Below are 25,274 nucleotides of genomic sequence, written 5' to 3' on the forward strand. Positions count from 1 at the left end.
CCCCTATCCAGTCTCGCCAATGTTAGGTGACTAGGCTTTAAAACCTACACTGTGCGGCTACTTACAGAACTTAATTTTATCAAATAGTTTCCTATTTGTCAATATTATTCAATAATATTTTTCCGCTACCGTTACAATGTGGACATGTTTTAAAATAGCCCCAAGAAAGGCGGTTCCTCACCTTTTTTCTAGTCATTTCAACTAGTCCTAATTTAGTCATACCTACTACACTGGTTTTTGTTCTATCTTTTTTAAGTTCTTCTTCTAATTTTTCCATTATTAATTCTTCATCGTCTTGATTATTCATTGCTATGAAATCTATTATGATTATTCCTCCTATATTTCTAAGACGTAGTTGTCTTGTCAACTCTTCTACGGCTTCTAAATTAGTCTCTAAAGCAGTACTTTCTAAATCTAAACTTCCTATATATTTCCCAGTATTTATATCAACTGCAGTTAAAGCTTCTGTTTCATCTATGATTAAATATCCTCCACTTTTAAGAGGTACTTTTCTATTTAAAGCTTTTTCTATTTCATCATAAATATTATGGGATTTAAAAATATCCTTCCCATCTTTTAACTCAATATTTTTATGAGATTCTGGATTTATGTACTGTACTAAATTTAGTATGTCTTTATATTTTTCCTTATTATTTATTATTAGTTTTCCTTTAAAGTTTATAAAAATATCTCTAATTATTCTATTTAAAATATCTATTTCTTTGTAAATTAATTTTGGAGAAGGAGAAAAATTTTTTTCTCTTTCTATTTTACTGTATAAATCTAATAAAAATTTTAGTTCCTCTTCTAACTTAATAGACTCCACACCTTGGGAAGCTGTTCTAAAAATCATTCCTATATCATCTTTTTTTATATTTCCACCTATATTTAATAGCCTCTTTATTTCATTTTCATCTTCAATTTTCCTTGAAATCGATATTTTATTAGAATAAGGAGTAAGAACTATATATCTGCTTGGTATAGTAATATGAGTGGTAATTTTAGGTCCTTTTGTTCCTATGGCCTCTTTTATAACTTGTACTATTAAATCATCCCCAACTTTAACTATATCCTTTATTGAAACATCTTCTTTATAATCTACAAGCTTTGGAAGAGCATCCTTTATATAAAGATAAGCATTCTTTTTCTCTCCTATATCTACAAAAGCAGCTTCCATACCTGGAAGTACATTTACGACTTTACCTCTATATATATTACCTAGTATCTTTTCATTTTCTTCTTCTATATAAAATTCTACTAGCCTATCTTCCTCTATTATAGCTATACTATTTTTATCTTTTTTAATATCTATAAGTATAAGATTCATTTTATCTCTCCTAAAAATGAAAGAGGAATTATTCCTCTATAATATTTTAATTAATTGTCACAATATCCATTGGATTTATAGTATGGCCATCTTTCCAAATTTCAAAATATAATAGTTTTTCTTTCCCATTTATATCTCCTAAAGTACCAATTTTTTCTCCTTTAAAAACTATATCTCCCATAGATACATTTACTTTTTCCAATTTCCCATATATTGCTTCAAAATCCTCATAATTAACTGTTATATAATAGTTTGAATTCTTCCTTTCCTCTATTCTAGTAACAGTGCCTTTTCCTATAGATAGAACATCCGTTTCTTCGTAAGGTTGAATATTGATACCTTTTGTTTTTTCAGAAGAACTATGTATTTTTCCCTCTAGTGGAGAAATATAATCCTTATTTTTAGAATCAGGGTTAAATACAGAAACTGCTTTTTCTGGTACCTTTAAAATTTTTTTTGAAAAATCCAATGCTTTCTTTCCCTCAACTTTTACATTAAATTCATGTTTAATACCTTTATCTATTATACGTATCACCTTATTTGTAAATTTAATATTGATTTTTTTTATTATTAAAATAATTATTAATATAACTAAAGCAATCAATATTTTACTTAATTGTTTTTTATAAAAGCTTTTACCTTTAGAACTTCTTTTATACCTTTTAGTACTACTTTTATATCTATTATTAATCATAATATCACCCGCCTATTTAATAATATAGTATTTATTATTGGCGGGTTTTATTCTCATTTATATTCATTAATCTTCAAATCAAAATTAGGATTTTTCAAAGTAAATTTATCTTTCATACCATTAGAAATATAAACTTTTCCCGATTTAGTTATATAAAGTACCTCTGTATCTTCTAATTTACTTAAAACTTTCGCTCCCTTTTCTCTTCCCAATACAAATAAAGCAGTAGATAATGCATCTGAATCTGTAGAGCTTTTAGATATAATACTTATTGCAGATAGTTCATTGTCTGATGGATATCCAGTCTTAGAATCTATTATATGATGATATCTTTTTCCGTCTACTTCAAAATATCTTTCATAATCTCCTGAAGTAACTACTGCATTTTCTTTTACTTCAACAATGCCTACATAACTACCTCTTTCTTCTTTTGGGTTTTGTATTCCAATTTTCCAAGATTTATCTCCTTCTTTAGAACCTAAAGCATATATATTTCCGCCTAAATCTATTATAGCATGTTTAACTCCATTTTCCTCTAATACCTTTTTAACTTCATCACCAGCATATCCCTTTGCTATTCCTCCTAAGTCTAGTTTCATACCCTTGTCTTTTAAAAGCACTTTATTATTATCTAATAGTTCTAATTTTTTATAGTCTACTTTATCAAGTGCTTTCTTTATATCCTCTTCTTTAGGAATAGTATGCTTATCATTTTTACCTTCACCTTTAATATTCCAGAGTTCTACTAAAGGACCTATAGTAGGTTCATAAGCTCCATCTGTCAATTCAGCAAATTTTTTAGCTTTGACAAGTAAATTATATACTTCTTCATCTACTTCTATTGGTGCCTTGCCTGCATTCTTATTTATTTTATCTATATAACTATTTTCTATAGTATTACTCATTTTATCTTCAATTTCTTTTATTCTGTTAAAAGCTTTCTTCAGCACTTCTTCATCTTTTTTGTCATATAATTTAATAGTCATGACTGTATCCATCATAAACTCAGTCTTTGAGAGAGGCTCTTTATCTTCTTTTTTTCCACATCCTCCTAAAAATATGGAGAAAGCTAAAATAAAAGCTATCAAAGATATTATTTTATTCCTATATCTCATTTTTTCTCTCCTCTTAAATTGATTATTAAAGTTAACAAACCCTAACTTTATGTTAGGGTTTGTCTCTTAAGTACTTTTATTTTGCACTTTCTAAGGCTTTAGTAGCTAGTTCTAACAAAGTATCCTTAGTATTTGTTGCACCTGATATTCCATCAAGTTTTAAGTTTTCCACATTGTCATTGTCAATTATTTGTTTTGTCAGTTCTTTTATTGTATCGAAAGAAGGTAGATATGAATAGTTTTCTAAAGACTTTATATCGCCTTTTTTGACTTTAGTTGGCTCTGTTTTTGGAGTTTCGTCATCTTCCATAACTGGTTCCTTAGTTTTTTCGTCTAATACAACCTTTTCTCCTTCCATGTCTTCTACTGCAACATCTTTAAAATCTACCCCAATAATAGTTCCTTCTTTAACTACAATTTTAATTTCTGGCAACCATCCATGATTATCCTTGTCTGCTTTAGCTTCATATTCACCATCTTTGTAAACTGGTTCATGAACTTCACCTTTTTCTGCCTTTTCTATAAGAGCAGGAACTATTTCTTTAAAGCTTTCTTTAGTATGAGTCGCTCCTGATACAGCATCATAATCAATTGAGTCTGCATCTTTCTTGTCCATAAATTGTTTATTTAAATTCTTAATTACTTCTAGGCCTTCTTCATAATCATAGTTTTCTGCGTTTTTTGCTTCTCCAGATTCAGCAAAATACTCATTGTAATCAAATGAAGTAATTTCTCCATCCTTAACTTCCATAGTTGCCATAGGATAATTCATATGATCACTTACTGGCAATTTAACTAGATATTTTCCATCCTTTAAATCACCTTTTCCTGCACTTTCAGAAGTTTTTTCTCCACCTTCTTTTGGCTCATCAGTCTTTGATGTTTCATCCTTTGCACAGCCAGCAAAAACACCCATTGCTAATATAGCAATTAAAATAAGAGATAATACTTTTTTCCTCATTTGTGTCCCTCCTGCATTTTTATATTATTTTTGAACAAATTTGGATGATTAAAGTCTACAATTGATTATATAAAACTTTACTAAAAAAATCAACATTATTTTGTTATTTTTCTAATTATTATATTTACATATCTTTTACTTTTATAATTGGTATATTTGCAATAAGTGCAGGAACAGAACTACCATCATTTCCATTTTTGGTTCTAGTCATTTTTACATCTAGTCCTTCTTCATCTATTTCCACATATTCAGACATAACTCTTATTATATCGCTTTCTATCATTTGAAGAAATTTAGGTGAAATATCAGCCCTATCATGGATAAGTACTAGCTTTAACCTTTCTTTAGCTATATTTTTGCTCTCCTTATTTTCCTTTGAAAACATCTTGAAAAAGTCCAAGAAATCTCCCCCTTTATTTGCTAAACAATATTTTCATTATTTTACTGAACTTGCCTTCCTCTTGTTTAAAATTCAATAATTCAACTTCCTCTCCAATAATCCTTCGTGAAATATTGTTATAAGCTTTACCTGCTAAAGCAGACTCATTTACAACTACAGGCTCTCCCCTATTTGTTGCTACAACTATAGCCTCATCATCTGGCACTACTCCCAACAAGTCTATAGCTAGAATATCAATCATATCTTCAATATTCATCATATCTCCTTTTTTAACCATATCTGGCCTAATTCTATTTATTATAAGCTTTGGACTATTTAATCCTTTTGCTTCTAATAATCCAATAACCCTATCAGCATCTCTTACTGCAGATATTTCAGGTGTGGTAACTACTATAGATTCATCAGCTCCAGCAATTGCATTTTGAAATCCTAATTCAATTCCAGCCGGTGAATCTATCAAAACATAATCAAATTCTTCTTTTAACTCATTACAGAGTTCAAGCATTTGTTCTGGGTTCACTGCAGATTTATCTTTCGTTTGTGCTGCTGGTAAAAGGTAAAGTCCTTCATAACGCTTGTCCCTGATAAGCCCTTGCTTAAGTCTACAAACTTTTTCCACTACATCTACAATATCATATACAATTCTATTTTCTAATCCCATAACCACATCTAAATTTCTTAAACCTATATCAGCATCTGCCACAACAACTTTATTACCTAGCATTGCTAGTCCTGTTCCTATATTTGCTACAGTAGTAGTTTTTCCAACTCCACCTTTTCCTGATGTTATAACAATTACTTTCCCCATACATATGCCTCCCTTTTTAATTTATTTTTTCGGTAGATACCTTTCAATAATTACTTCATTTCCTTCTATCCTTGCTATTTCAGGCCATTTAGGCTCTTCTATATCTTCATCTGGACGTCTAGCTATCAAATCTGCTATTCTAAGCTGGCTTGGTTGAAGAGAAAAAGCAGCAACTATAGCATTTTTATTGCCACTACAACCTGCATGAGCCACCCCTCTAAGACTTCCAAGTACTACTATATTTCCACCTGATATAACTATAGAGCCTGGATTTACGTCTCCAAAAATTACAACATTCCCTTTATATTCAATTGATTGTCCTGATCTCAATGTGGTTTTAACAAATTTAGTCATTCCTTCTTTAATTCCAGTAAAAAAATCTTTCTCTTTTACTTTTTTTCTTTCTACTATTTTTAAATGATGTTTATCTTTAACAATATCTTTCAACTCTTCTAATTCATTACTGCTAAGTCTTTTTCCTTTAAAGTCCACAATCTTTCCACCTTTAAAAAAAGCACCAGATTTTCTTAATTTAATATCCAACTCTTCTTTTATAGAATCAAAACTTCCCTCCCGTATGTAGATATACACTCCATCTTGGGTTCCTTTAAACACTACTAAATCTTGTGTCATAGTATTACCTCCAAAGCCCTCCATTAATAATACTTCTTCAAAAAATTTGTAATTCCTTCTTAATTTATAAAAAAAATAGGAGAGAAATTATCTCTCCATTTCAGTTGTAGATGACAAATTTTTCTTATCTGCTTTATCATTTAATCCTAAATATTGAGCAATTATATCCCTTGTTAGTGGTCCTGCATAGCCACCACTACCTCCTTGGAATAAAACTACAGCGACTGCTATTTCAGGATCTTCATAAGGTCCAAAAGCTACGAACCAAGCAAAGTCATCATAGGTATCTCCAGTCGCAGGATTTATTCCACTTTTTTCAGCAGTTCCTGTTTTTGCTGCTACTGATACTGGAAAATTAGCAAATATACTTCTTGCTGTACCTTCACTTACTACCTTCTCCATACCAAGTTTTACATCTTCTATATGTTTATAGTTATTTAGTTTAACTCTCTCTCTTTCAACTTTTTGATTATGAATAACCTTTGAATTATCATAGTTTTTAATTTTATCTACAACAGTTACTTTATTTCTATATCCTCCATTTGCAATAGTAGCTACATAATTAGCCATTTGAATAGGAGTATATGAATTTTCACCTTGTCCAATAGAAACATTTAATGTATCTGCCGCAGTCCACCCTGCTTGACTTAAATAAGTATATTTTATTTTGTCTGTCAAACTTTCTGTATCATTATTAATTTTTTTATCTGGATCTATTCCCATTTTTTCTAACCTTCTATATACTTCCCCTCTTGATAAAGGTATTTCTAAATCTGTCCAGCTAATTATTTCTTCAATATTTTTCTTAATATCAGCATTTGAAAGTTTTTCATCTTCTTTTGTATATTTTTTTAAATTCTGTTCTAGAAAGTTTTTCAATATATTTTTAGTTATAGTTATTTTTCTTTCAGGATCTGGAACTCCTCCTGATGATTCATTAGGTATATCTATTTCAATGCCAGTCTTGTCATTTAATCCAAATTCTTTTGATATCTTAACTATATCTTCAATATCCACTTTCATACCTAGTCCTTCTCCAGTCCTAGGATTCTTCCCTAAAGTAACTGAGTAAAAATAATAGTTACAAGAATCTCTAAGTGCATCATAAAGATTTTCAGGCCCATGAGTACCTCTACGACTATTCCAAATCCAACAACCAAATGGTTCACCTCCAATATCAACATATCCCATATCTGTTATAGTTTTTGTTGGAGACAAGCCTTTCTCCAATGCAGCCAATGCTGTTATCATTTTATAAGTAGAACCAGGCTGTATTGCTGTTTGAAGTGCTATATTATATAGCGGTCTTGGTGCTAATAAGTCTTTTTCATTTTCTGGAAATAGACTTTCCCAATCTGCACTAGATATACCAGTAGCAAATAAATTTGGATCATAGTCAGGATAATTTGCTAATGCCAATACTTCACCAGTTTTAACATTTAAAGCTACAACAGCTCCTGATGTAGCATTTATATAAGGTCTCCCTTTTTTACTAGTTCCAAATTTATAATTTCCCCATTCACTTTCATAAGTTCCACCTTTTTGTATAGCTTCTAGAGTTTTCTTTAAGGACTCTTCTGCCACTTTTTGAAGTTCTGCATCTATTGTAAGATATAAATTGTTCCCAGGTATAGGCTTCTTCTGATCCACAGTTTTGATAGTATTCCCCATAACATCTACTTCAACTTTTTTAATTCCGTCCTTACCTTTTAATTTATCCTCAAATTTTTCTTCCACTCCAGTCTTACCAATTATATCATTTGGAGAATATTTCTTTTCTTCAACATATTTTTTAATCTCTTGAGGTTGGGATATTTTCCCTAAATACCCAAGTATATGTGAAGCTGAATTTCCCATAGGATAATATCTAACAGGTTCTATGGATACATCAATGCCTGGCATATTTACTGTGTCTTCCTCTATTTTAGCTACTGTAGAATTTTTAATTCCATAAGCAATATTTATAGGTTGATAAGCTCTAAACCCTTGCTTATTTAATTGATCATATATTAAAAGCATGGATCTTGCTTCATACTTACTTAAATTTTCATCTATTCCATATTTCTTCCTTAAATGATTAAAAGCTTCTTCTGGACTACTATTTTTGGGAGTTTTAGAACTAGAATACCAATTATTTTTATTATTTATAGCTACATACTCCCACTCAGTTATAGATATTTTAGGATTCACTCCATTACTTAATATTAGTTCTTGAGCTGCATTTTTAACTTTGTCATTAGTGATCATTTCATTTATGGCTTTAGTGCTTTTCCCTTGTTCGATAAGATAGGCTAGGGGATTAAGTTTAGTTATTTTACTTTTTTTCTTAAATTTATAGATAACCTTTTTATTGTCTTTACTTATTTCAAAAGTTACCGGACAGTCTTTTCCTTTTTTTTCAATTTCTTTAATTAAAATTTCTCCTGGAACTACCCTACCAATTACATTATCTTTGTCATCCTTCTCTTCTATAACATTTTCTAATAGTTCTCTTACACCTGTTTCAAGGACTATGTTTACAAAATCATCTTTAGCTTTAGAATTTTTATTTATACTATTGAAATTTCTCATAAGAATTGATTTCTGCTCAGCATATTCTTCATCAAATACAATAGTATATGGAATCATCTTTATATCATTAACAAGACCTTTGCTTTCCAATAGTTCATAAGTTAGCTCTCTAGAGATAGGATGGTCTAATATACTTCTTATAACATTCTTATCATTATCAATCAATTTTAAAATTGCTTCTTTTGCTCCTATATTAGAAGACAGTTTCTGTTCTTCTTTCCATTTACTAACACCTTCGCCATCATCAAACTCTAAACTTACATTATTTCCATTTAAACTTGCATCTATAGGAATATCCATACCTTTATTTTGTAATGCATGTATAGCTTTATTTACAGTTAAGAACTGAAAATGTTCTGCCTTATCTCCTGTATAATAAGTATCAAGCATTTGTGGAAGCAAATTTTTTTCAACTATTATATCTATGACTTTATCCATAGCACTAGCATCTTCGCTATAATTCATATTTTCATCAATAAATTTAAATGTATTTAACTCTATTGGAAAATCATCAACATAGTCTACTCCATCTTCTTCTAATAGCTTTATAAGATTTAGTACTATTTCATTCTTTTTTTCTATATCTTTTATGTTTTTCAATTCATCTTTAAGTATCTGAACTGTAAAGCTTGGTTTATTTCCAGCAATTAGTTTTCCATTCCTGTCCCTTATCTCGCCACGGGGAGCTGTCATAGCAATTTCTTTGACTCGTTTTGTATCGGAAAGCTGTCTATAATGATCTCCGTCTACTATAGTCAATGTAGCTAGTCTAAATGAAAGGACTAAAAACATGATGGATATGAGTATTATGATTATATTGTATCTATCTTTCAATTTCTCTAAAAACTTCAATTATCTCACTCCTATCTCCTACCAAATTTAATGGAAGGAACAGTAAAGATGTTAGAAAACCATTTGTATATAGGCATAATTAGTATACTATTATATAGAGTTTCTAAAAGAACAGAATCTCTTAGGAAAAAATGAAATCTTATATTAGTTCCAAGAAAATACATAAAAACACAATAAACTCCATGATATGCTAAACTAGTTATAATAGTGAAAATAAATGGTATAAATAAACTGTCTTTAAAAACTTTTTGTTCACTTAAACCTATGAGATAACCGATGAAAAAATAAACAAAAGCATTCGGTCCTATAGTAGGACTAAAAATAATATCTTGTAATAATCCTGCTAAAAGTCCCACAATACCTCCAGTCCTCTTTCCCTTTAAAAGTGCTATAGAAACTACGATAACTAATGTAGTATTAGGAACTATGCCCAATATATTTATACTTTGAAGAATGGTACTTTGCAATATGAAATTAACAACAATTATTATAAACATAATTAAACTCTGCAATTTAAAATACTCCTTTTCTTTAATTAGAAATTACATGGACTCTATAGATTTTCTTAAAATTAACAGCAGGAGTCACTACCACTCTTTTCATTAAATCTTCCTCTTTCTTAACTACTTCCTTTACTTTGCCAATATATAAATCCTCTACATATGCTTCTCCCAATCCTGATGTAAATAGCTTGTCTCCTTTAGTTACATCAGCTTTATTATCAAATAAGTATCCACTTATTTTATTATCTACATTACCAGACAAAATACCACCTTCTTGAGTTCGAAGAATTTTAAATGAAATATTGCTACTTTCATCTACAATAGATACTACCTTAGACCAATTGTCTCCTACATCAACTATTCTTCCTACTACGCCTTCTTGAACTAATTTATTATTTACTTCTACGCCTTGAATTACTGTATCGCCTTTTTTTACACCATCTTTTGAACCTTTATCAATTAAAAATCTATCAAACCAATTCCCTGGCTCTTTTCCTATTACTTGTGCATCTATTATGTTGTATTTAGTCTTTTCTTTAAGCAATGCCTCTTTTCTTAAAAAATCAGTTTTCCCAATTATATCTTCATACTCTCTATTTTTTTCTTCCAGTACTGCTATTTTCTTTTTTAATTCTTTATTTTCTCCTTTAATCTTACCAAAATTCCCTATTGTACCAAAAAAATCAGAAACATGCCTTCCAATATTGAAAAACACTTTTTGTATTGGAGAAATTATATTTCCAATAGCTTTTTCAACGCCTGTTATATTTGCCCTTTCACTACTCGTCATACCTATCATAATAATTAGAATGATAGCAACTATAGTTACTACCATCCTATCTTTATATTTTTTAAATCTAGACATATTTTATCACCACTAATCTGGTCTATTATTACTACTTAAAGTTTTTTTTAATACTTCTATACTTTCCAATGCTCTTCCTGTACCTATAGCTACACAATCAAGAGGATCTTCTGCTGTATGGACAGGCATACCTGTTTCACTTTTTATAAGTTTGTCAATGCCACTTAGAAGTGCCCCTCCACCTGTAAGCATAATACCTTGCTCCATAATGTCTGAAGCTAGCTCTGGCGGTGTTTTCTCTAATGTAAATTTAATCGCATCTATTATATTTGCTATAGGCTCTTTCATAGCTTTATGAATTTCTGAAGAAGTAATTTCTAAAGTTTTAGGAAGTCCACTTATTAAATCTCTTCCTCTTATTTGCATTTTAGTTTCTTTATTTTTTTCATCTGCTGAACCTATAACTATTTTTATCTCTTCTGCTGTTCTTTCACCTATCATTAAACTATATTCTTTCTTAATATAGTATACTATAGACTCGTCTAATTCATCTCCACCAATTCTTATGGACTTGCTTGTAACAATTCCACCTAAAGATATTATAGCAACTTCTGTAGTTCCTCCTCCAATATCTACAATCATGCTACCTGTAGCTTCTTGAACTGGAAGACCAGCACCAATAGCTGCTGCCATAGGCTCTTCTATAAGATAAGCATCTCTAGCACCTGCATGAATTGTAGCTTCTTCAACTGCTCTTTTTTCCACTTCTGTAACTCCAGAAGGAACACATACAACTACTCTAGGTTGGAAAATAGAACGTCTTTGATTTGCCTTTTTTATAAAATATTTTAGCATACTTTGAGTTACATCAAAATCAGCAATAACTCCATCTTTTAATGGCCTAATAGCTACTATATGCCCAGGTGTTCTTCCAATCATTTTCTTTGCTTCTTCACCTACTGCAAGGACCTCTCTTGTATTAGTATGAATAGCTACCACAGAAGGTTCTCGAATTATTATTCCCTTCCCTTTAATATACACTAAAGTGTTTGCAGTTCCTAAGTCAATACCCATATCCTTGGTAAAAGCACTAAATAATCCCATATATTTTTGCTCCTTCCTCATTCATATCTTATATTATATTTCTTTCTCTAAAGCTCAAATATCTGTTATCCCCGATGATAATGTGATCTAATACTTTAATTCCAACTATGTTTCCAGTCTCAATTAATCTATTAGTTATTTGTATATCTTCCCTACTTGGAGTAGGATCACCACTAGGATGATTGTGAATAAGTATAATGGAATTGGCACTTCTTTTTATAGCAATATTATATACTTCTCTTGGATGAACTATGGAAGAGTTTAAGTTTCCTATTGATATATCTTCCACAGTTATAATATGATTTTTAGTATCTAATATAGCTATTCTAAAATGTTCTTTCTTAAAATACCTCATTTCTTCCATTATTAGATCTACAATATCTACGGGAGAAGTTACCTTTACTTTATCTTCTCCACTTTGAGCCCCAATTCTTTTGCCAAGTTCAATAGCAGCAATTATTTGAGCCGCCTTACATTTCCCTATACCTTTTACGGAAATTAGTTCTTCAAAGGAAGCATCAGATAAATATCCTATACCTCTTTTATCCATACTAATCAATCTTTGAGCTAAATCTATAGCTGTATCACTTCTACTTCCTGTTCTAATTATGACTGCAACAAGCTCTGCATTTGATAAAGATTTAACACCATATTTATATAGTTTTTCCCTAGGTCTTTCACTTAATGGCATATCTTTAATAGTATAATCTCTGTTCTCCTTTAAATCATTCCCCACAAAATTTCACCTACCTATTAATTTTCTAAAATTACAGTAGGCTAACATTGAAATATTTTTCTAAAATCATATCTAATTTTGTAACTGGAAGTCCCACTACATTAGAATAACATCCTTCAATTTTTTCTACAAATAATTCTCCAAAACCTTGAATTGCGTATGCACCAGCTTTATCACTATATTCTCCAGTGTTTATATATTTCTTGATTTTTTTATCTGTCAAATATCTAAAAGTAACAGCAGTTTTCTCATATTCAATTATCTTCAAATTTGTACCTGCCTTTATGATAGCTAGCCCTGTAATAACAAAATGCCTTCTGCTATTTAACATTTTGAGCATAGAAAAAGCTTCCTGCTCATCTTTGGGTTTCCCCAATATTTTGTTGTTCAAGCAAACTAAAGTATCTGCTCCTATAACTATTTCATTATTGTTAAATTGTTTTGATACATTATAAGCTTTCTCATATGCTAATGACATTGCTACTTCTTCTGGTTTTTCATTTATATTTATATTCTCTGAAATATTGCTAGACACTATTAGAGGCTGAACATTATACTTAAATAATAGCTCTTTTCTCCTAGGAGAAGAAGAAGCTAAAATTATTTTTCCCATAATATCACCTATATTTTATTCACTTCATATTTTAGTTGAAATGTTTTTTTTAGATTTTTGCTTATGAAAATAGAAGCTAATCCTATGAAGTATCCAGTAAAAAGACTTGTTAAAAGTAATATTGGCAAATAAGAAAATATTTTAAAATTGTTCATTATTAAACTTGCAACAAAAACCTGTGCAGTATTATGCGCTACAGCTCCAAAAATACTTACTCCAATCAAACTGAATACTTTTGAAAAATATAAATATACTACAAACATAACTATAGAACTAAAAATTGTACCTGATAAACTGTAAAATAAGCTTGATATACTACCTGTTACTAAAGTAAATAATAAACTTTTCAAAATACCTACAACTAAAGCTTCTTTAAATCCAAATACTACTAACGTAATTAGTACTACCATATTTGATAATCCTAATTTTGCCCCAGGAGCTATAAATGGTACTGGCATAAAAGATTCAATAATACTAAGAGCAAGACCTAATGAGACTAACAAAGATAAAAATATCATTTTTTTTAATTTTTTCATTTTACCACACTCTCTTTAATGACTAATATAGTCAATATCCTTATCTTTACTATCAGTTTTTCCTTTTATCTCAATAACTAATTTATTTGGTAAACAAACTATAACTTCTCCTGGTTTTTCAATATAGCCTTGTTTAACATCTAGCTGATCAGGACAATCAGCTTCAACTACTCTTACTTTGCCATCTCCTATTTCTACTAAGTTATAACCAAATTCAGTATTGATAGGAATCTTTTTCCCTATAACTTCTGGTCCAAATGTTATTTTTTTATATTCCTTACCATCAACCTGAATTTCAATATATTTTTCATTATAACTTGTAGCCTCTTTCTTTACATGCCATAAAGAGAATAAACTTATTATTATAATAGTGATTATTAAACATTTATCCCCTTTTGTCAATATAAACACCCTTTTTTTATTGATTTTTAGTAATAAATACACATATTAAGTTTACCACTTATATTTTTTATTTACAAGTTACATTTTAATAAAAATTTTCCCATTAAAAAAGGGTCTTTACTAGAGACCCTTTTCTACTACTTTTTTATCCTTCTCAGGTTTTTTCAATAATGACCCTATGGCTCCCGTTGGACATTTTCGAGCACATAGTCCACAATTTATACACTTTTCATAATCAATATAAGCCAATTTATTATCAAATTGCATAGCCTTTGGATCAGTAGGACAAGATTTAACACACATTTGACATCCAATACATCCTACACTACAATTATCTTTAACAGGCTTTCCAAAATCATGGCTTTTACATTTTACTACTACTTTCTGTGTATATGGAACCATTTCAATTATACCTTTTGGACATACCTTTATACATTGTCCACATGATGTACATTTTTCTGGATCAATTTCAGCAATTCCATCTACTATTTCTATTGCTCCAAATTGACATACTTCCTTACAACTTCCATAGCCTAAACATCCATATTGACAACCTTTATCTCCACCTGCAATTACATTTGCAGCTTTACAATCTTTAATACCTTCATATTGATATTTTTTAATAGCATTACAATCTTTTCCTTGACAAAGTACTTTAGCTACTTGCTTCTCAGTTTCTCCTGCACCTACTCCCATAATATCTCCAACTTTTTCAGCTACAGGACTTCCACCAACTTTACATCCGTTTACAGGTGCTTTCCCTTGAACTGCTGCATTTGCAAATCCTTCACATCCAGGATAACCACAAGCTCCACAATTTGCTCCTGGTAATACTTTTATTATTTTTTCTACTTTTGGATCTACTTCTACTGCAAAGGCTTTAGATGCAAGGGATAATGCTATACCAAATAATAATCCTAAACCACCTAAAACTAATAATGGATATATTATTGTACTCATTTTTATACCTCCTATACAAGTCCATTAAATCCTAAGAAAGCTATTGACATAAGACCTGAAGCAATTAATGCAATTGGAAAACCATCTAATGCTTCTGGAACATCTGCCAAATCTAATTGTTCTCTCACTCCTGCCATCAATACCAATGCCAATGTAAAACCTATAGAAGCTCCAATAGAATTTACGATTGTTTGAATCAATGTATATTCTTCCTGAATATTGAGTATTGCAACACCAAGTACAACACAATTTGTAGTTATAAGTGGCAAATATACTCCTAATGCATTATAAAGAGTAGGACTTGTCTTTTTCATAACCATTTCAACAAATTGAACTAATGTAGCAATAACTAAAATAAATACGATTGTTTGAAGATATCCTAATTTTAATGTGTCTAAAATTCCTTTTTGAATAAAATAAGTGATGATAGACGATAAAGTAATAACAAAAGTTACTGCAACTCCCATACCAAAAGCTGTATCAGTTTTTTTAGAAACTCCTAGAAAAGGACATATTCCTAAAAATCTAGCAAAAACATAATTATTAACAAATATAGTGCTAATCAATATGGTAAATAGTGACATTTGATTCCCTCCCTTACATTACGCTTCGACAGTAGCTTTTTCTTCTTGTGCAGCTTTTTTCTCTTCATTATTCATTCTAACTTTATTAAAAATACCTATAAGAATTCCTAATATAATAAATGCTCCAGGCGGCATTATAGCAATTAAGACTGGTTGATATCCTGCTCCCATTATTTGATGTTCAAATAATGTACCAGCACCTAATAGTTCTCTAATACTAGCTAAAATAATTAAAGCAACAGTATATCCTAATCCCATTCCTAAACCATCAACTATTGCAGGTATAGGTTTGTTTTTAGAGGCAAATGATTCTGCTCTTGCAAATATAATACAGTTAACAACAATTAATGGAATAAATAATCCTAGAGCACTATATAATGCTGGAGCATAGGCCTTCATAAACATTTCAATCATAGTTACAAATGTTGCAATTACAACTATAAAGGATGGAATACGAATTTTATCTGGTATTACATTTCTAATAAGTGATATAACTAAATTTGAACCTACCAATACTCCTGTTACAGCTAATCCCATAGCTAAACCATTCTTTGCAGAAGTGGTAACAGCTAAAGTAGAACACATTCCTACTAACTGTACAAATATTGGATTTTCTTTAATTAAACCATTATTAAAGGTTTCAGACAACTTCAATTTTTACACCTCCAAAAGAATAGAATATTATTTAGAAAGCTGTGAATTGTAAATTTCTCTTGCTAAATTAACTCCATCTGCAACAGCATTTGAAGTAATTGTTGCACTAGTTATAGCCTCAACTTCATTGTTATTAGATGGAGATTCCTTTACTATTACTAGATCATTTTCTGTAGGTATGCCTTTAAATCTCTCTTGAAATTCTGGTTCTTCAGCCTTAGCTCCAAGTCCTGGAGTCTCTGAATGAGATAATATTTTCATTCCAGTTATTTTTCCCTCAACAGATATACCTGTCATAACTTGAATATCTCCACCAAATCCGCCTACTAAATTTTTTAAAGTATAGCCTACTATTTCTCCACTTTCATCTTTTCCTTCAAAAATTTCTAAAACTCCTTCATTAGAGCTTTGTATACTATCTAGTTTTTCTTTATCTATTGGTTCAAAATCCTTAGCATCAGGTAAAGTTTCTTTTCTAGCTTCATCATTAGCTATTTTATCAGCCTCCTCAATCTTAGCTGATGTTGCATTGTTTGAAGCAGCTAAAATAAATGCAGATACTGCAGTAATTAAAAGTAAAATCAATCCTAATTTCAATGTTTCATTCATCTACTTCACCTCCCCAAATACTTTAGGACTAGTAAATCTTTCAATAAGTGGTGTAGCTACATTCATAAGTAATATAGAATAAGATACTCCTTCTGGATATCCACCTTTTACTCTGATGATTGCCGTTAAAAGTCCTGCTCCTATACCAAATATTATCTGCCCTAATGGTGTTACTGGCGATGAAGCATAATCTGTTGCCATATAGAATGCTCCTAATATAAGTCCTCCTGCAAATATATGATATGGTATTTGTTCCATTTCAGTACCTAAAAGTAATAATACAATAACTGTTGTTCCTATATAAGTGAAAGGTATTCTCCAGTTTATAACCCCTCTAATCAATAAATACACAGCACCAATTAATAGTAATAATGCAGATGTTTCTCCTATAGCACCACCAATATTTCCCAAAAACATTTCCTTAAGAGCAGGCAATGCATCCCCTGCTTCTGCTACAGTTGCTGATGCTGCTGCATCTGAAGCCCCATATTTCATTATGGATAATGGAGTAGCTGAAGATTGTCCATCTACTGCTCCTGGTGCCACAAAAGCTGACATAAGTGTTGGCCATGAAGATAAAAGCATAGCCCTTGCAGCTAGTGCTGGATTCATAAAGTTTTGACCTAAGCCACCAAAGAACTGCTTTACTACTATAATAGCAAAAGCAGAACCTATTACTGGTAACCACCAAGGTGCAGTTGCTGGTAAATTAAAAGCTAATAAAATTCCTGTAACTACTGCACTAAGATCATATACAGTAACTTCCTTTTTAAATGCCTTTTGAATTAAAGCTTCAAATACTACTGATGATATAACTGAAATCAAAATAAGTTTAAAGGCATTAAATCCAAAAAAATATATACTACCAATCATTGCAGGTGTTAAAGCAATAATTACATCTAACATTATTCTTTTGACAGTCTCTTCTGACCTTATATGAGGAGAAGAAGACCCAATCAAAATATTATCCATTTTCTAATTCCTCCTATCTTTTACTAGGCTTTTTTCTTCTTTGCAATAACTTCCCTTTTTGCAACTCTAATAGACTCTACTAATGGTCTTTTAGAAGGACATATAAATGAACAAGAACCACATTCAATACAGTCTAAAATGTGAAACTCTTCTGCTCTATCATATTTTCTATTTAATGCAAATTTACTTAAATATAATGGTTGAAGATTTACTGGACATACTTCTAAACATTTTCCACATTTAATACAAGGTTGTACTGGTTCTGGTCTTGCCTCTTCTTCAGATAAAACTAAAATTCCTGAAGTACCTTTAATCACTGGAACATCTATACTATATTGAGCAAGTCCCATCATAGGACCACCCATAATGATCTTTCCTGGTTTGCCATTGAATCCTCCACATTGTTCTATGACATCTTTAAAAGGAGTACCTATTTTCACAACTAAATTTTGAGGTTCTTTAACTCCTTTACCAGTAACAGTAACTATCCTTTCAAATAAAGGTTTTCCCTTCTCTACCGCCTGCCCAATAGCAGTAGCAGTACCTACATTGTCAACAACTACTCCTACATCCATTGGAAGTCCACCTGAAGGAACTTCTCTTCCCGTTACTGCATTTATTATACGTTTTTCATCTCCTTGAGGAAATTTAGCTTTCAATGAAACTAATTCTATATTAGCTTCTTTTTTTACAACTTCTTTTAATGCTTTAATCGCATCAGGTTTATTGTTTTCTACTGCAATGAATCCTCTATCTACTCCTACAGCCTTCATTATAACTTTAAGACCTAGAACTACTTTTTCTGGTTCTTCTACCATAAGCCTATGATCTGCAGTTAAATAAGGTTCACATTCTGCCCCATTGAGTATTATTGTATCTATTTTTTTCTCTGGTGGTGGTGAAAGCTTAACATGAGTTGGAAAACCAGCTCCTCCCATTCCAGTAATACCTGCTTCTTTTATGATTTCTAGAACTTCTTTTTGGCTCAATGATTCTAAATCTTTGTTAGGTTTTACACTTTCATGCAATTCATTCTTCCCATCTGATTCAATATGAATACAGTCTACAGTCATTCCTGTAGGTGATGCCATTGGACTTATTTTTTTAACAACTCCTGATACACTTGAATGTACCGGTGCAGATACAAAAGCTTCTGCCTGTCCAATTTTTTGCCCTACTTTTACAGTTTCACCAACCTTTACTAAAGGTTTACAAGGTGCACCTATATGTTGTTGTAAAGGTATAATTGCGATTTCAGGCTCTTTTGCTCTTTTAATAGGAATTCTTTCTGTCAATTCTTTGTGATGAGGAACATGAACTCCTCCCTTAAAGGTCAAATTCTCTAGATTCATCTTTTCCACCTCTTTATCTTTATTGTTTAAAACTTATTTTTTAGCCTGCTTATTTGTCAAATAAATAGACCCAATTAATATGGGTCCTAAATATTTAATTGACTTCATAATACAATTTATTAATATTATTATAACATTTATCTTATAGGTTGTATATGAATTGTCATATAAAATGTCTTAAAAAGTCGTTCTTTGTTCATAAAATAACACATAATTGCAAACTGAATTTTTTATTATGGATAAATCCACTACTATTATACACATCACACTAAAAAAAGTCTATTAAGATATAAACTTTTCTTAGATAATATTTAGATTATATTTGAAATGAGACTAAAATACTATAACTTTTATTTAGTGGGGAAACTCAATTGTACAGGGTCATTAGGATAAATAAAATTAGATACTGCTAGACCTAATAATCTAACTTTTTTACATGAATTAAATTTATTATTTAATATATTGATACTAGTACTATAAATAGTTAAATAATCATTTGTTGGTATATATAATGTGCTACTTCTTGTTTCTACTGAAAAATCTTCATACTTTATTTTTACAGTTATAGTCCTAGCTATGTACCCTTTAGCTTCTAACTTATGTGAAAGATTCAAAGAATACTCTTGCAACTTTTGAATAAGTATTTCTACGCTAGATATATCTTCTCTAAAAGTTTCTTCTTCTCCAATGGATTGAGTAGTTATATCTATTTCTACTGGCCTATTATCTATTCCCTTAGAAAAGTAAGACATTTCCCTTCCCTTTTTACCAAATCTATCTACCAATACTTTTATATCATAATCTTGCAAATCACCTATAGTATATATTCCAATCTTATGTAATTGTCTTTCAGTCTTTGGCCCTACTCCCCATAGCTTTCTTATTGGGAGAGGTTTTAAAAATTCTATGGCTTCCTCTTCCCTTATAATAGTCAATCCATTTGGTTTTTCAATATCAGAAGCTAACTTAGCTAAAAATTTATTTGTAGATATTCCTATAGATGCAGTAAGATTTAATTCTCTTTTTATATCTTCTTTTATTTTTTTAGCAATAAATAAGGGATCTCTTCCAGTTGTATCTATAAATGCCTCATCTATAGATATAGGCTCTATTAATTTGCTATATCTTTTAAATATATTATGGACCTCTTTAGAAACTTCTTTGTAGCGTGCCATATTTACTGGGAGAAATATACCTTTCGGGCATAATTTTTTTGCCTTAAATACAGACATAGCAGAATGAACCCCATATTTTCTTGCTTCATAAGAAGCTGTAGTAACTACCCCTCTATTTTTAACACTTCCTCCTACTATTATAGGTTTTCCCTTAAGGCTAGGATTGTATTTTTCTTCTACAGATGCATAGAAAGCATCCATATCTACATGTATGACACTTCTACTGACAATCATAAGCTCACACCTTAGTAAATAAAATATATTCCATTTAAAAAATAAAAATCATATACATTGTATATGATTTTGGTGCAGAGGAAGGGATTCGAACCCTCATGCTTGGATAAGCATACGCCCCTCAAACGTACGTGTCTGCCTGTTCCACCACCTCTGCAAGGGTAATAAGCACATTATTTTATGATTATTACGTTATTTACTAATTTAATAAATGTTTTTATCCATAAAGTATCATCATCACAAGATAGCGTGTATGCCAATTCCACCACTCCTGCATTTATGATATGTTTTCTATATTATATTATACATATTTATTTAAATATATCAACTACTATTTAGACCTTTTCTTCCTCTATATACCATTCATCAATGTATTTTTATGCATTCTTTAGATATTCTTTTATTGTTCTCTTAAATCTATTAATATTTTTATCTAAGAATCCATCTTTTAAATATTTATCTTCTTCAAAAGTTCCTCTATATATTTTTTTATATTTCTCATAGTTCTCTAGAACTTTATCTACATAATCCCTAGTCTCCTTAAAAGGAATATGTTTTAAGCTTTTTCCATCATCACTATATCTGCTATCTAAGAGCCACTTATTTACATTTCCACTTCCTCCATTATATGCAGCTAAAATAATTGGTAAATTACCATCAAATTCTTCATTTAGTACATTTAAATACCAAGAACCAATCATTATATTAGTCTCTGGTTCATAAAGGGAGTCTAAAGTGAAATTTTTCAAATTTAATTTCTCAGCTGCCCATTTCCCTGTAGTAGGAGCTATTTGCATAAGACCTCTAGCTTCCTTTTTAGAACAGGCATCCTTATCAAAATTGCTCTCTACATTAATTATAGCTGCTATTAAATAGGGATCGGTATTATACTTTTTAGAATATAAATATATATGATTTTTATAGTCTATGGGATACATCATTTTCATTACTAATTTAAATCCTATAAAAAGAATTATTCCAATTAAAAGGAGCAAAAGAACTTTTTTAATGATCCTACCAAATATATTTACCAAAATTATCCCTCCGAATTCATTTAAATCTAATTATCATATTTTCTAATGTGTTTTTTAGTTCTTTTATATCTTTATTATTGTTTATAATTCTAGTTGCATATTTCATTTTAGTTCCCATAGGCAACTGAGAATCTATTCTCTTTTTAGCATCTTCATAGCTAAGCTTATCCCTTTGCATAAGCCTTTTTATTTGTATTTCTTCATCTGTATAAACTAACCATATTTCATCTATATTTATATCATTTTTTTTAAATAAATTTAATCCTTCAATTAAAAGAGGAATGTCTAAAAAAACAACTTGTTCATCTGCACAATAACTTGATATTCGATTTTTCATCTCATAAAAAACTCTTGGATGAACAATAGAATTTAGTTTCTCTCTTTTTTCTTTGTCATTGAAAATAATATCTCCTAGCTTTTTTCTATCAATAGTAAAATCTTCATTTAATACTTTTGTTCCAAATTCTTCTACAATATTCTTATAGGCGGGACAATTTACTTCAACCACCTCTCTCGCTATTTTATCTGCATCTATTACTTTGAAACCATTTTCAACCAAAAAGTTTGTTACTGTACTCTTACCTGTAGCAATACCACCAGTTAGCCCTATGATTTTACAACTATTTTGCATCATACCAGCTTTCCCCCACTTGTATATCTACTTTCAATGGTATACTCAACTCTGCAGAGCTTTCCATTACCTCTTTCAATATCCTTTTTACTTCTTCTTTTTCATCTTTATAGGTCTCTACTATTAGCTCATCGTGTACTTGAAGTATAAGCTTAGATTTCATATTACGTTTTTTAAGCTCATTATAAACTCTAACCATGGCAATCTTTATAATATCTGCAGCACTACCTTGAATAGGAGTATTCATAGCTATTCTTTCCCCAAAAGACCTTACTGCATAATTTTTTGATTTTAACTCTGGAAGGTATCGTCTTCTATTTAATATAGTTTCTATATAGCCATTCTCTTTACCTAGTTCTACTATTTCATCCATATATATTTTTACATTTTTATAATTCTTTAAATAATTATCTATATATTTCTTAGCCTCTTTCCTAGTTATACCTAGATCCCTAGATAAACCATAATCACTAATTCCATATACTATTCCAAAATTTACTGCTTTTGCCCTACTCCTCATAATAGGAGTTACTTCTTCTTTAGCTACCTCAAATACTTCACTTGCGGTTTTAGTATGGATATCTTCATTATGATAAAAGGCATCTTTTAATTTAGGATCATCAGAAATATGGGCTAGAACTCTTAGTTCAATTTGAGAATAGTCTCCATCTATTAAAGTATAATTATCATCTTCAGGAACAAATGCCTTTCTTATCTTTCTTCCCTCTTCAGTTTTTACAGGTATATTTTGAAGATTTGGTTCAGTACTACTTATTCTGCCAGTATGTGTTACAGTTTGATTAAAACTTGAATGTATTCTATTTGTCTCATTATCTACTAGAGTCATGAGTCCATCAATATAGGTGGATTTAAGCTTTACAATTTGTCTATACTTTAATATTTTTTCTATAATAGGATGCTTATCTTTTAATTTATCTAAAACTTCTGCATTTGTAGAATATCCTGTTTTAGTTTTTTTAATAACTGGCAAATCTAAGTCATCAAAAAGTATTTCTCCTAATTGTTTAGGTGAATTAACATTGAATTCTCTTCCTGCCAAATCATATATCTCATTAGTGAGATTATTTATCTCAGTATCAAATTCCCCTCCCAATTCTTCTAGTACATCTATGTCTATTTTAAATCCTAAATATTCCATACTTGCCAAAACTTCTATCAAAGGTAATTCTATTTCATAATAAAGTTTCTCCATACCTTGACTTTTAATCATACCTTTTATTTTATCCTCTAACATAAATGTTAAATCCAAAAGTTTTGAAAAATATTCTCCTCTTTTTTCTAACTCTAAAGATTTAAAAGTCTTTTTGTTTTTCCCCTTTCCTAAAAGTTCCTCTTCACTTTCTATTACAATATCAAAATATTCCCTACCTAATACATGCATACTATAATCTGTTTGAGATGGGTTTATTAAATACTGACCTATCATACTGTCAAAAGTTAGACCTGAAATATTTATATCTAATCTAAGTAAACCTATAATGTCATTTTTCAAACTATGTCCTATTTTCTTTATATCCTCTAATTCAAAAGTATCTTTAAATTTATCTTTAAAACTAATTAATATATTGTTATTTTCGCAGTTAATATAATATGAATTAAAGCCTTTTGGTTTTATACAAATACCTAATATTTCATCTTTAATTGGATTTGAACCAGAATATATAAACTTAAATCCAATTTTTTTACTTTCCTCTACTTCTTTTTTAATTTGATCAAAATCTTTTTCATCATTAACAATAATAAAATTAGACTCAAATTCTTCCCTAGTATCTTGAATTTTGCCTTTAGGTATCTTTTCTAGTAAGGATTTAAATTCTAGTTTCTCATACAGGTCTTTTAAACCTTCCCAATGAGGTTCTTCAACTTTAAATTCTTCAACGTTGATTTCTATAGGAACATTTATGACTATTTCTGCTAATTTTCTACTCATAAAAGCTTGCTGCTTATATTCCATGAGGGATTCTTTTCTTTTCTTGCCACTAACATCTTCTATATTTTCATAAATATTTTCCATTGAGCCAAATTCTTTTAAAAGCTTTAGTCCAGTTTTCTCTCCTATACCTGGAACTCCTGGTATATTATCTGATTGATCTCCCATAAGTCCTTTTAAATCTACAAACTGTTTAGGAGTAATACCGTATTTGTCCATTATAGCTTTATCATCAAAAATTTCTAATTCAGTAATCCCTTTTCTTGTAACCAAAACTTTAGAATTTTCAGAAGCTAATTGCAAATAGTCTTTATCCCCTGTTACTAATATTACTTCCATTTCTTTTTCTTCTCCAAATTTAGCTATTGTGCCAGCAATATCATCGGCTTCATAGCCTTCTATTTCTATTTGCTTTATCTTCATAGCTGATAGTATTTCTTTTAAAATTGGAAATTGCAATGAAAGTTCATTAGGAGCTTTTTCTCTATTAGCTTTATATGAATCAAACTCTAAATGCCTAAAGGTAGGAGTAGCCTTATCAAAAGCTACACATAAATAATCTGGTTCATACTCTTCTGTAATTCTATAAAACATAGTTAAAAAACCATAAACCCCATTTGTATAGATTCCCTCTTTTGTTGACAATAAGGGAAGAGCATAAAATCCTCTATACAACAGACTGCTTCCATCTATAATCATTAAACGATTTTTTTTCAAAAATATCCACTCCTTATGTATTTCTATCATCTCATATATACTTAGTATATATGAAAAGTTTATTAGAGTAAATAAATTAAATAAAATACTTGCTTTTTATTATATTCTATGATATTATATCTTTTGTAACAAATTCAGCCGAAGTGGTGGAATTGGCAGACGCGCTGGACTCAAAATCCTGTGAGGCTTAATCCTCGTGCGGGTTCGACTCCCGCCTTCGGCACCATTACTATTCGCACAAACTTATATTTTTAAGAGATTAAAAGACTAGCATTACATTAGCTAGTCTTTTTTTAATAATTAGTTATAATCAATTCTTTATATTTTCTTCTTCCACTATT

25 protein-coding genes and 2 tRNA genes are annotated in these 25,274 nt (G+C 30.2%); 1 reads left to right on the forward strand and 26 read right to left on the reverse strand.

Annotated elements, in window-relative coordinates; genetic code table 11:
- Positions 1 to 91 precede the first annotated feature (91 nt).
- The 26 genes from NSA23_RS12875 to polA all read right to left on the reverse strand — a co-directional run bounded on the left by NSA23_RS12875 (position 92) and on the right by polA (position 24,933).
- Positions 92 to 1,327, reverse strand: coding sequence for an Rne/Rng family ribonuclease (locus NSA23_RS12875; RefSeq protein ID WP_042680979.1), 1,236 nt, complete (start codon positions 1,325 to 1,327; stop codon positions 92 to 94).
- Between the two features lie 46 nt (positions 1,328 to 1,373).
- On the reverse strand, positions 1,374 to 2,021 hold the full coding sequence (locus NSA23_RS12880) for a M23 family metallopeptidase (RefSeq protein WP_042680977.1): 648 nt from the start codon (positions 2,019 to 2,021) through the stop codon (positions 1,374 to 1,376).
- A 53-nt stretch (positions 2,022 to 2,074) separates the two neighbouring features.
- The gene (locus NSA23_RS12885) at positions 2,075 to 3,136 is read right to left on the reverse strand and encodes an FAD:protein FMN transferase (RefSeq protein ID WP_042681125.1); all 1,062 of its coding nucleotides are present in this window, start codon (positions 3,134 to 3,136) and stop codon (positions 2,075 to 2,077) included.
- 76 nt (positions 3,137 to 3,212) lie between these two features.
- Positions 3,213 to 4,097, reverse strand: a complete 885-nt coding sequence (locus NSA23_RS12890) for a hypothetical protein (RefSeq protein ID WP_042681123.1) — start codon at positions 4,095 to 4,097, stop codon at positions 3,213 to 3,215.
- A 124-nt stretch (positions 4,098 to 4,221) separates the two neighbouring features.
- Positions 4,222 to 4,497 (reverse strand): cell division topological specificity factor MinE, encoded by a 276-nt coding sequence (gene minE, locus NSA23_RS12895; RefSeq protein WP_042681121.1) that lies wholly within the window; start codon positions 4,495 to 4,497, stop codon positions 4,222 to 4,224.
- A gap of 13 nt (positions 4,498 to 4,510) precedes the next feature.
- Entirely contained in the window at positions 4,511 to 5,305 is a 795-nt protein-coding gene (gene minD, locus NSA23_RS12900) for a septum site-determining protein MinD (RefSeq protein ID WP_042681120.1), read from the reverse strand.
- Positions 5,306 to 5,326: 21 nt separating this feature from the next.
- Positions 5,327 to 5,938 (reverse strand): septum site-determining protein MinC, encoded by a 612-nt coding sequence (minC, locus tag NSA23_RS12905; protein ID WP_042681118.1) that lies wholly within the window; start codon positions 5,936 to 5,938, stop codon positions 5,327 to 5,329.
- Positions 5,939 to 6,025: 87 nt separating this feature from the next.
- The gene (locus NSA23_RS12910; RefSeq protein WP_042681116.1) at positions 6,026 to 9,361 is read right to left on the reverse strand and encodes a penicillin-binding transpeptidase domain-containing protein; all 3,336 of its coding nucleotides are present in this window, start codon (positions 9,359 to 9,361) and stop codon (positions 6,026 to 6,028) included.
- Positions 9,362 to 9,372: 11 nt separating this feature from the next.
- Positions 9,373 to 9,873 carry a rod shape-determining protein MreD gene (mreD, locus tag NSA23_RS12915; RefSeq protein ID WP_042681114.1) on the reverse strand — a complete coding sequence of 167 codons (501 nt, stop codon included), beginning with the start codon at positions 9,871 to 9,873 and terminating at the stop codon, positions 9,373 to 9,375.
- 19 nt (positions 9,874 to 9,892) lie between these two features.
- Entirely contained in the window at positions 9,893 to 10,729 is an 837-nt protein-coding gene (mreC, locus tag NSA23_RS12920) for a rod shape-determining protein MreC (protein ID WP_042681113.1), read from the reverse strand.
- 12 nt (positions 10,730 to 10,741) lie between these two features.
- Complete coding sequence (locus NSA23_RS12925) at positions 10,742 to 11,773, reverse strand: rod shape-determining protein (protein ID WP_042681111.1); 1,032 nt, start codon at positions 11,771 to 11,773, stop codon at positions 10,742 to 10,744.
- 28 nt (positions 11,774 to 11,801) lie between these two features.
- On the reverse strand, positions 11,802 to 12,509 hold the full coding sequence (gene radC, locus NSA23_RS12930) for a RadC family protein (protein ID WP_246119194.1): 708 nt from the start codon (positions 12,507 to 12,509) through the stop codon (positions 11,802 to 11,804).
- Positions 12,510 to 12,540: 31 nt separating this feature from the next.
- Entirely contained in the window at positions 12,541 to 13,122 is a 582-nt protein-coding gene (locus tag NSA23_RS12935) for a nucleoside triphosphate pyrophosphatase (RefSeq protein ID WP_042681109.1), read from the reverse strand.
- A gap of 8 nt (positions 13,123 to 13,130) precedes the next feature.
- The gene (locus tag NSA23_RS12940; RefSeq protein WP_042681107.1) at positions 13,131 to 13,658 is read right to left on the reverse strand and encodes a Gx transporter family protein; all 528 of its coding nucleotides are present in this window, start codon (positions 13,656 to 13,658) and stop codon (positions 13,131 to 13,133) included.
- Between the two features lie 15 nt (positions 13,659 to 13,673).
- Positions 13,674 to 14,060 carry a NusG domain II-containing protein gene (locus NSA23_RS12945; protein WP_042681105.1) on the reverse strand — a complete coding sequence of 129 codons (387 nt, stop codon included), beginning with the start codon at positions 14,058 to 14,060 and terminating at the stop codon, positions 13,674 to 13,676.
- 120 nt (positions 14,061 to 14,180) lie between these two features.
- Positions 14,181 to 15,020 (reverse strand): RnfABCDGE type electron transport complex subunit B, encoded by an 840-nt coding sequence (rnfB, locus tag NSA23_RS12950; protein WP_042681104.1) that lies wholly within the window; start codon positions 15,018 to 15,020, stop codon positions 14,181 to 14,183.
- 11 nt (positions 15,021 to 15,031) lie between these two features.
- Positions 15,032 to 15,604, reverse strand: coding sequence for an electron transport complex subunit RsxA (rsxA, locus tag NSA23_RS12955; RefSeq protein ID WP_042681102.1), 573 nt, complete (start codon positions 15,602 to 15,604; stop codon positions 15,032 to 15,034).
- Between the two features lie 18 nt (positions 15,605 to 15,622).
- Positions 15,623 to 16,258, reverse strand: a complete 636-nt coding sequence (gene rsxE, locus NSA23_RS12960; RefSeq protein ID WP_042681100.1) for an electron transport complex subunit RsxE — start codon at positions 16,256 to 16,258, stop codon at positions 15,623 to 15,625.
- 27 nt (positions 16,259 to 16,285) lie between these two features.
- Positions 16,286 to 16,867 (reverse strand): RnfABCDGE type electron transport complex subunit G, encoded by a 582-nt coding sequence (locus tag NSA23_RS12965; protein WP_042681098.1) that lies wholly within the window; start codon positions 16,865 to 16,867, stop codon positions 16,286 to 16,288.
- Positions 16,868 to 17,839: an RnfABCDGE type electron transport complex subunit D gene (locus NSA23_RS12970; RefSeq protein WP_042681096.1), complete on the reverse strand. Its 972-nt coding sequence runs from the start codon at positions 17,837 to 17,839 to the stop codon at positions 16,868 to 16,870.
- A gap of 23 nt (positions 17,840 to 17,862) precedes the next feature.
- The gene (rsxC, locus tag NSA23_RS12975) at positions 17,863 to 19,191 is read right to left on the reverse strand and encodes an electron transport complex subunit RsxC (protein WP_042681094.1); all 1,329 of its coding nucleotides are present in this window, start codon (positions 19,189 to 19,191) and stop codon (positions 17,863 to 17,865) included.
- A 350-nt stretch (positions 19,192 to 19,541) separates the two neighbouring features.
- Positions 19,542 to 20,600: a DNA polymerase IV gene (gene dinB / locus NSA23_RS12980; RefSeq protein ID WP_042681092.1), complete on the reverse strand. Its 1,059-nt coding sequence runs from the start codon at positions 20,598 to 20,600 to the stop codon at positions 19,542 to 19,544.
- Between the two features lie 70 nt (positions 20,601 to 20,670).
- Positions 20,671 to 20,757: transfer RNA gene (locus tag NSA23_RS12985), tRNA-Leu, on the reverse strand.
- Between the two features lie 220 nt (positions 20,758 to 20,977).
- On the reverse strand, positions 20,978 to 21,634 hold the full coding sequence (locus tag NSA23_RS12990; protein ID WP_075052116.1) for a lytic transglycosylase domain-containing protein: 657 nt from the start codon (positions 21,632 to 21,634) through the stop codon (positions 20,978 to 20,980).
- 16 nt (positions 21,635 to 21,650) lie between these two features.
- Positions 21,651 to 22,268 carry a dephospho-CoA kinase gene (gene coaE / locus NSA23_RS12995; RefSeq protein ID WP_257490596.1) on the reverse strand — a complete coding sequence of 206 codons (618 nt, stop codon included), beginning with the start codon at positions 22,266 to 22,268 and terminating at the stop codon, positions 21,651 to 21,653.
- Positions 22,255 to 24,933 (reverse strand): DNA polymerase I, encoded by a 2,679-nt coding sequence (gene polA / locus NSA23_RS13000; RefSeq protein WP_338080911.1) that lies wholly within the window; start codon positions 24,931 to 24,933, stop codon positions 22,255 to 22,257. Before polA ends, coaE begins: the two co-directional genes overlap by 14 nt.
- 137 nt (positions 24,934 to 25,070) lie before the next feature.
- Here polA and NSA23_RS13005 point away from each other — a divergent pair.
- Positions 25,071 to 25,159 (forward strand) — tRNA-Leu (locus NSA23_RS13005).
- Positions 25,160 to 25,274 lie beyond the last annotated feature (115 nt).

The organism is Anaerosalibacter massiliensis, from assembly GCF_024623155.1.
GTDB lineage: Bacteria > Bacillota > Clostridia > Tissierellales > Sporanaerobacteraceae > Anaerosalibacter > Anaerosalibacter massiliensis.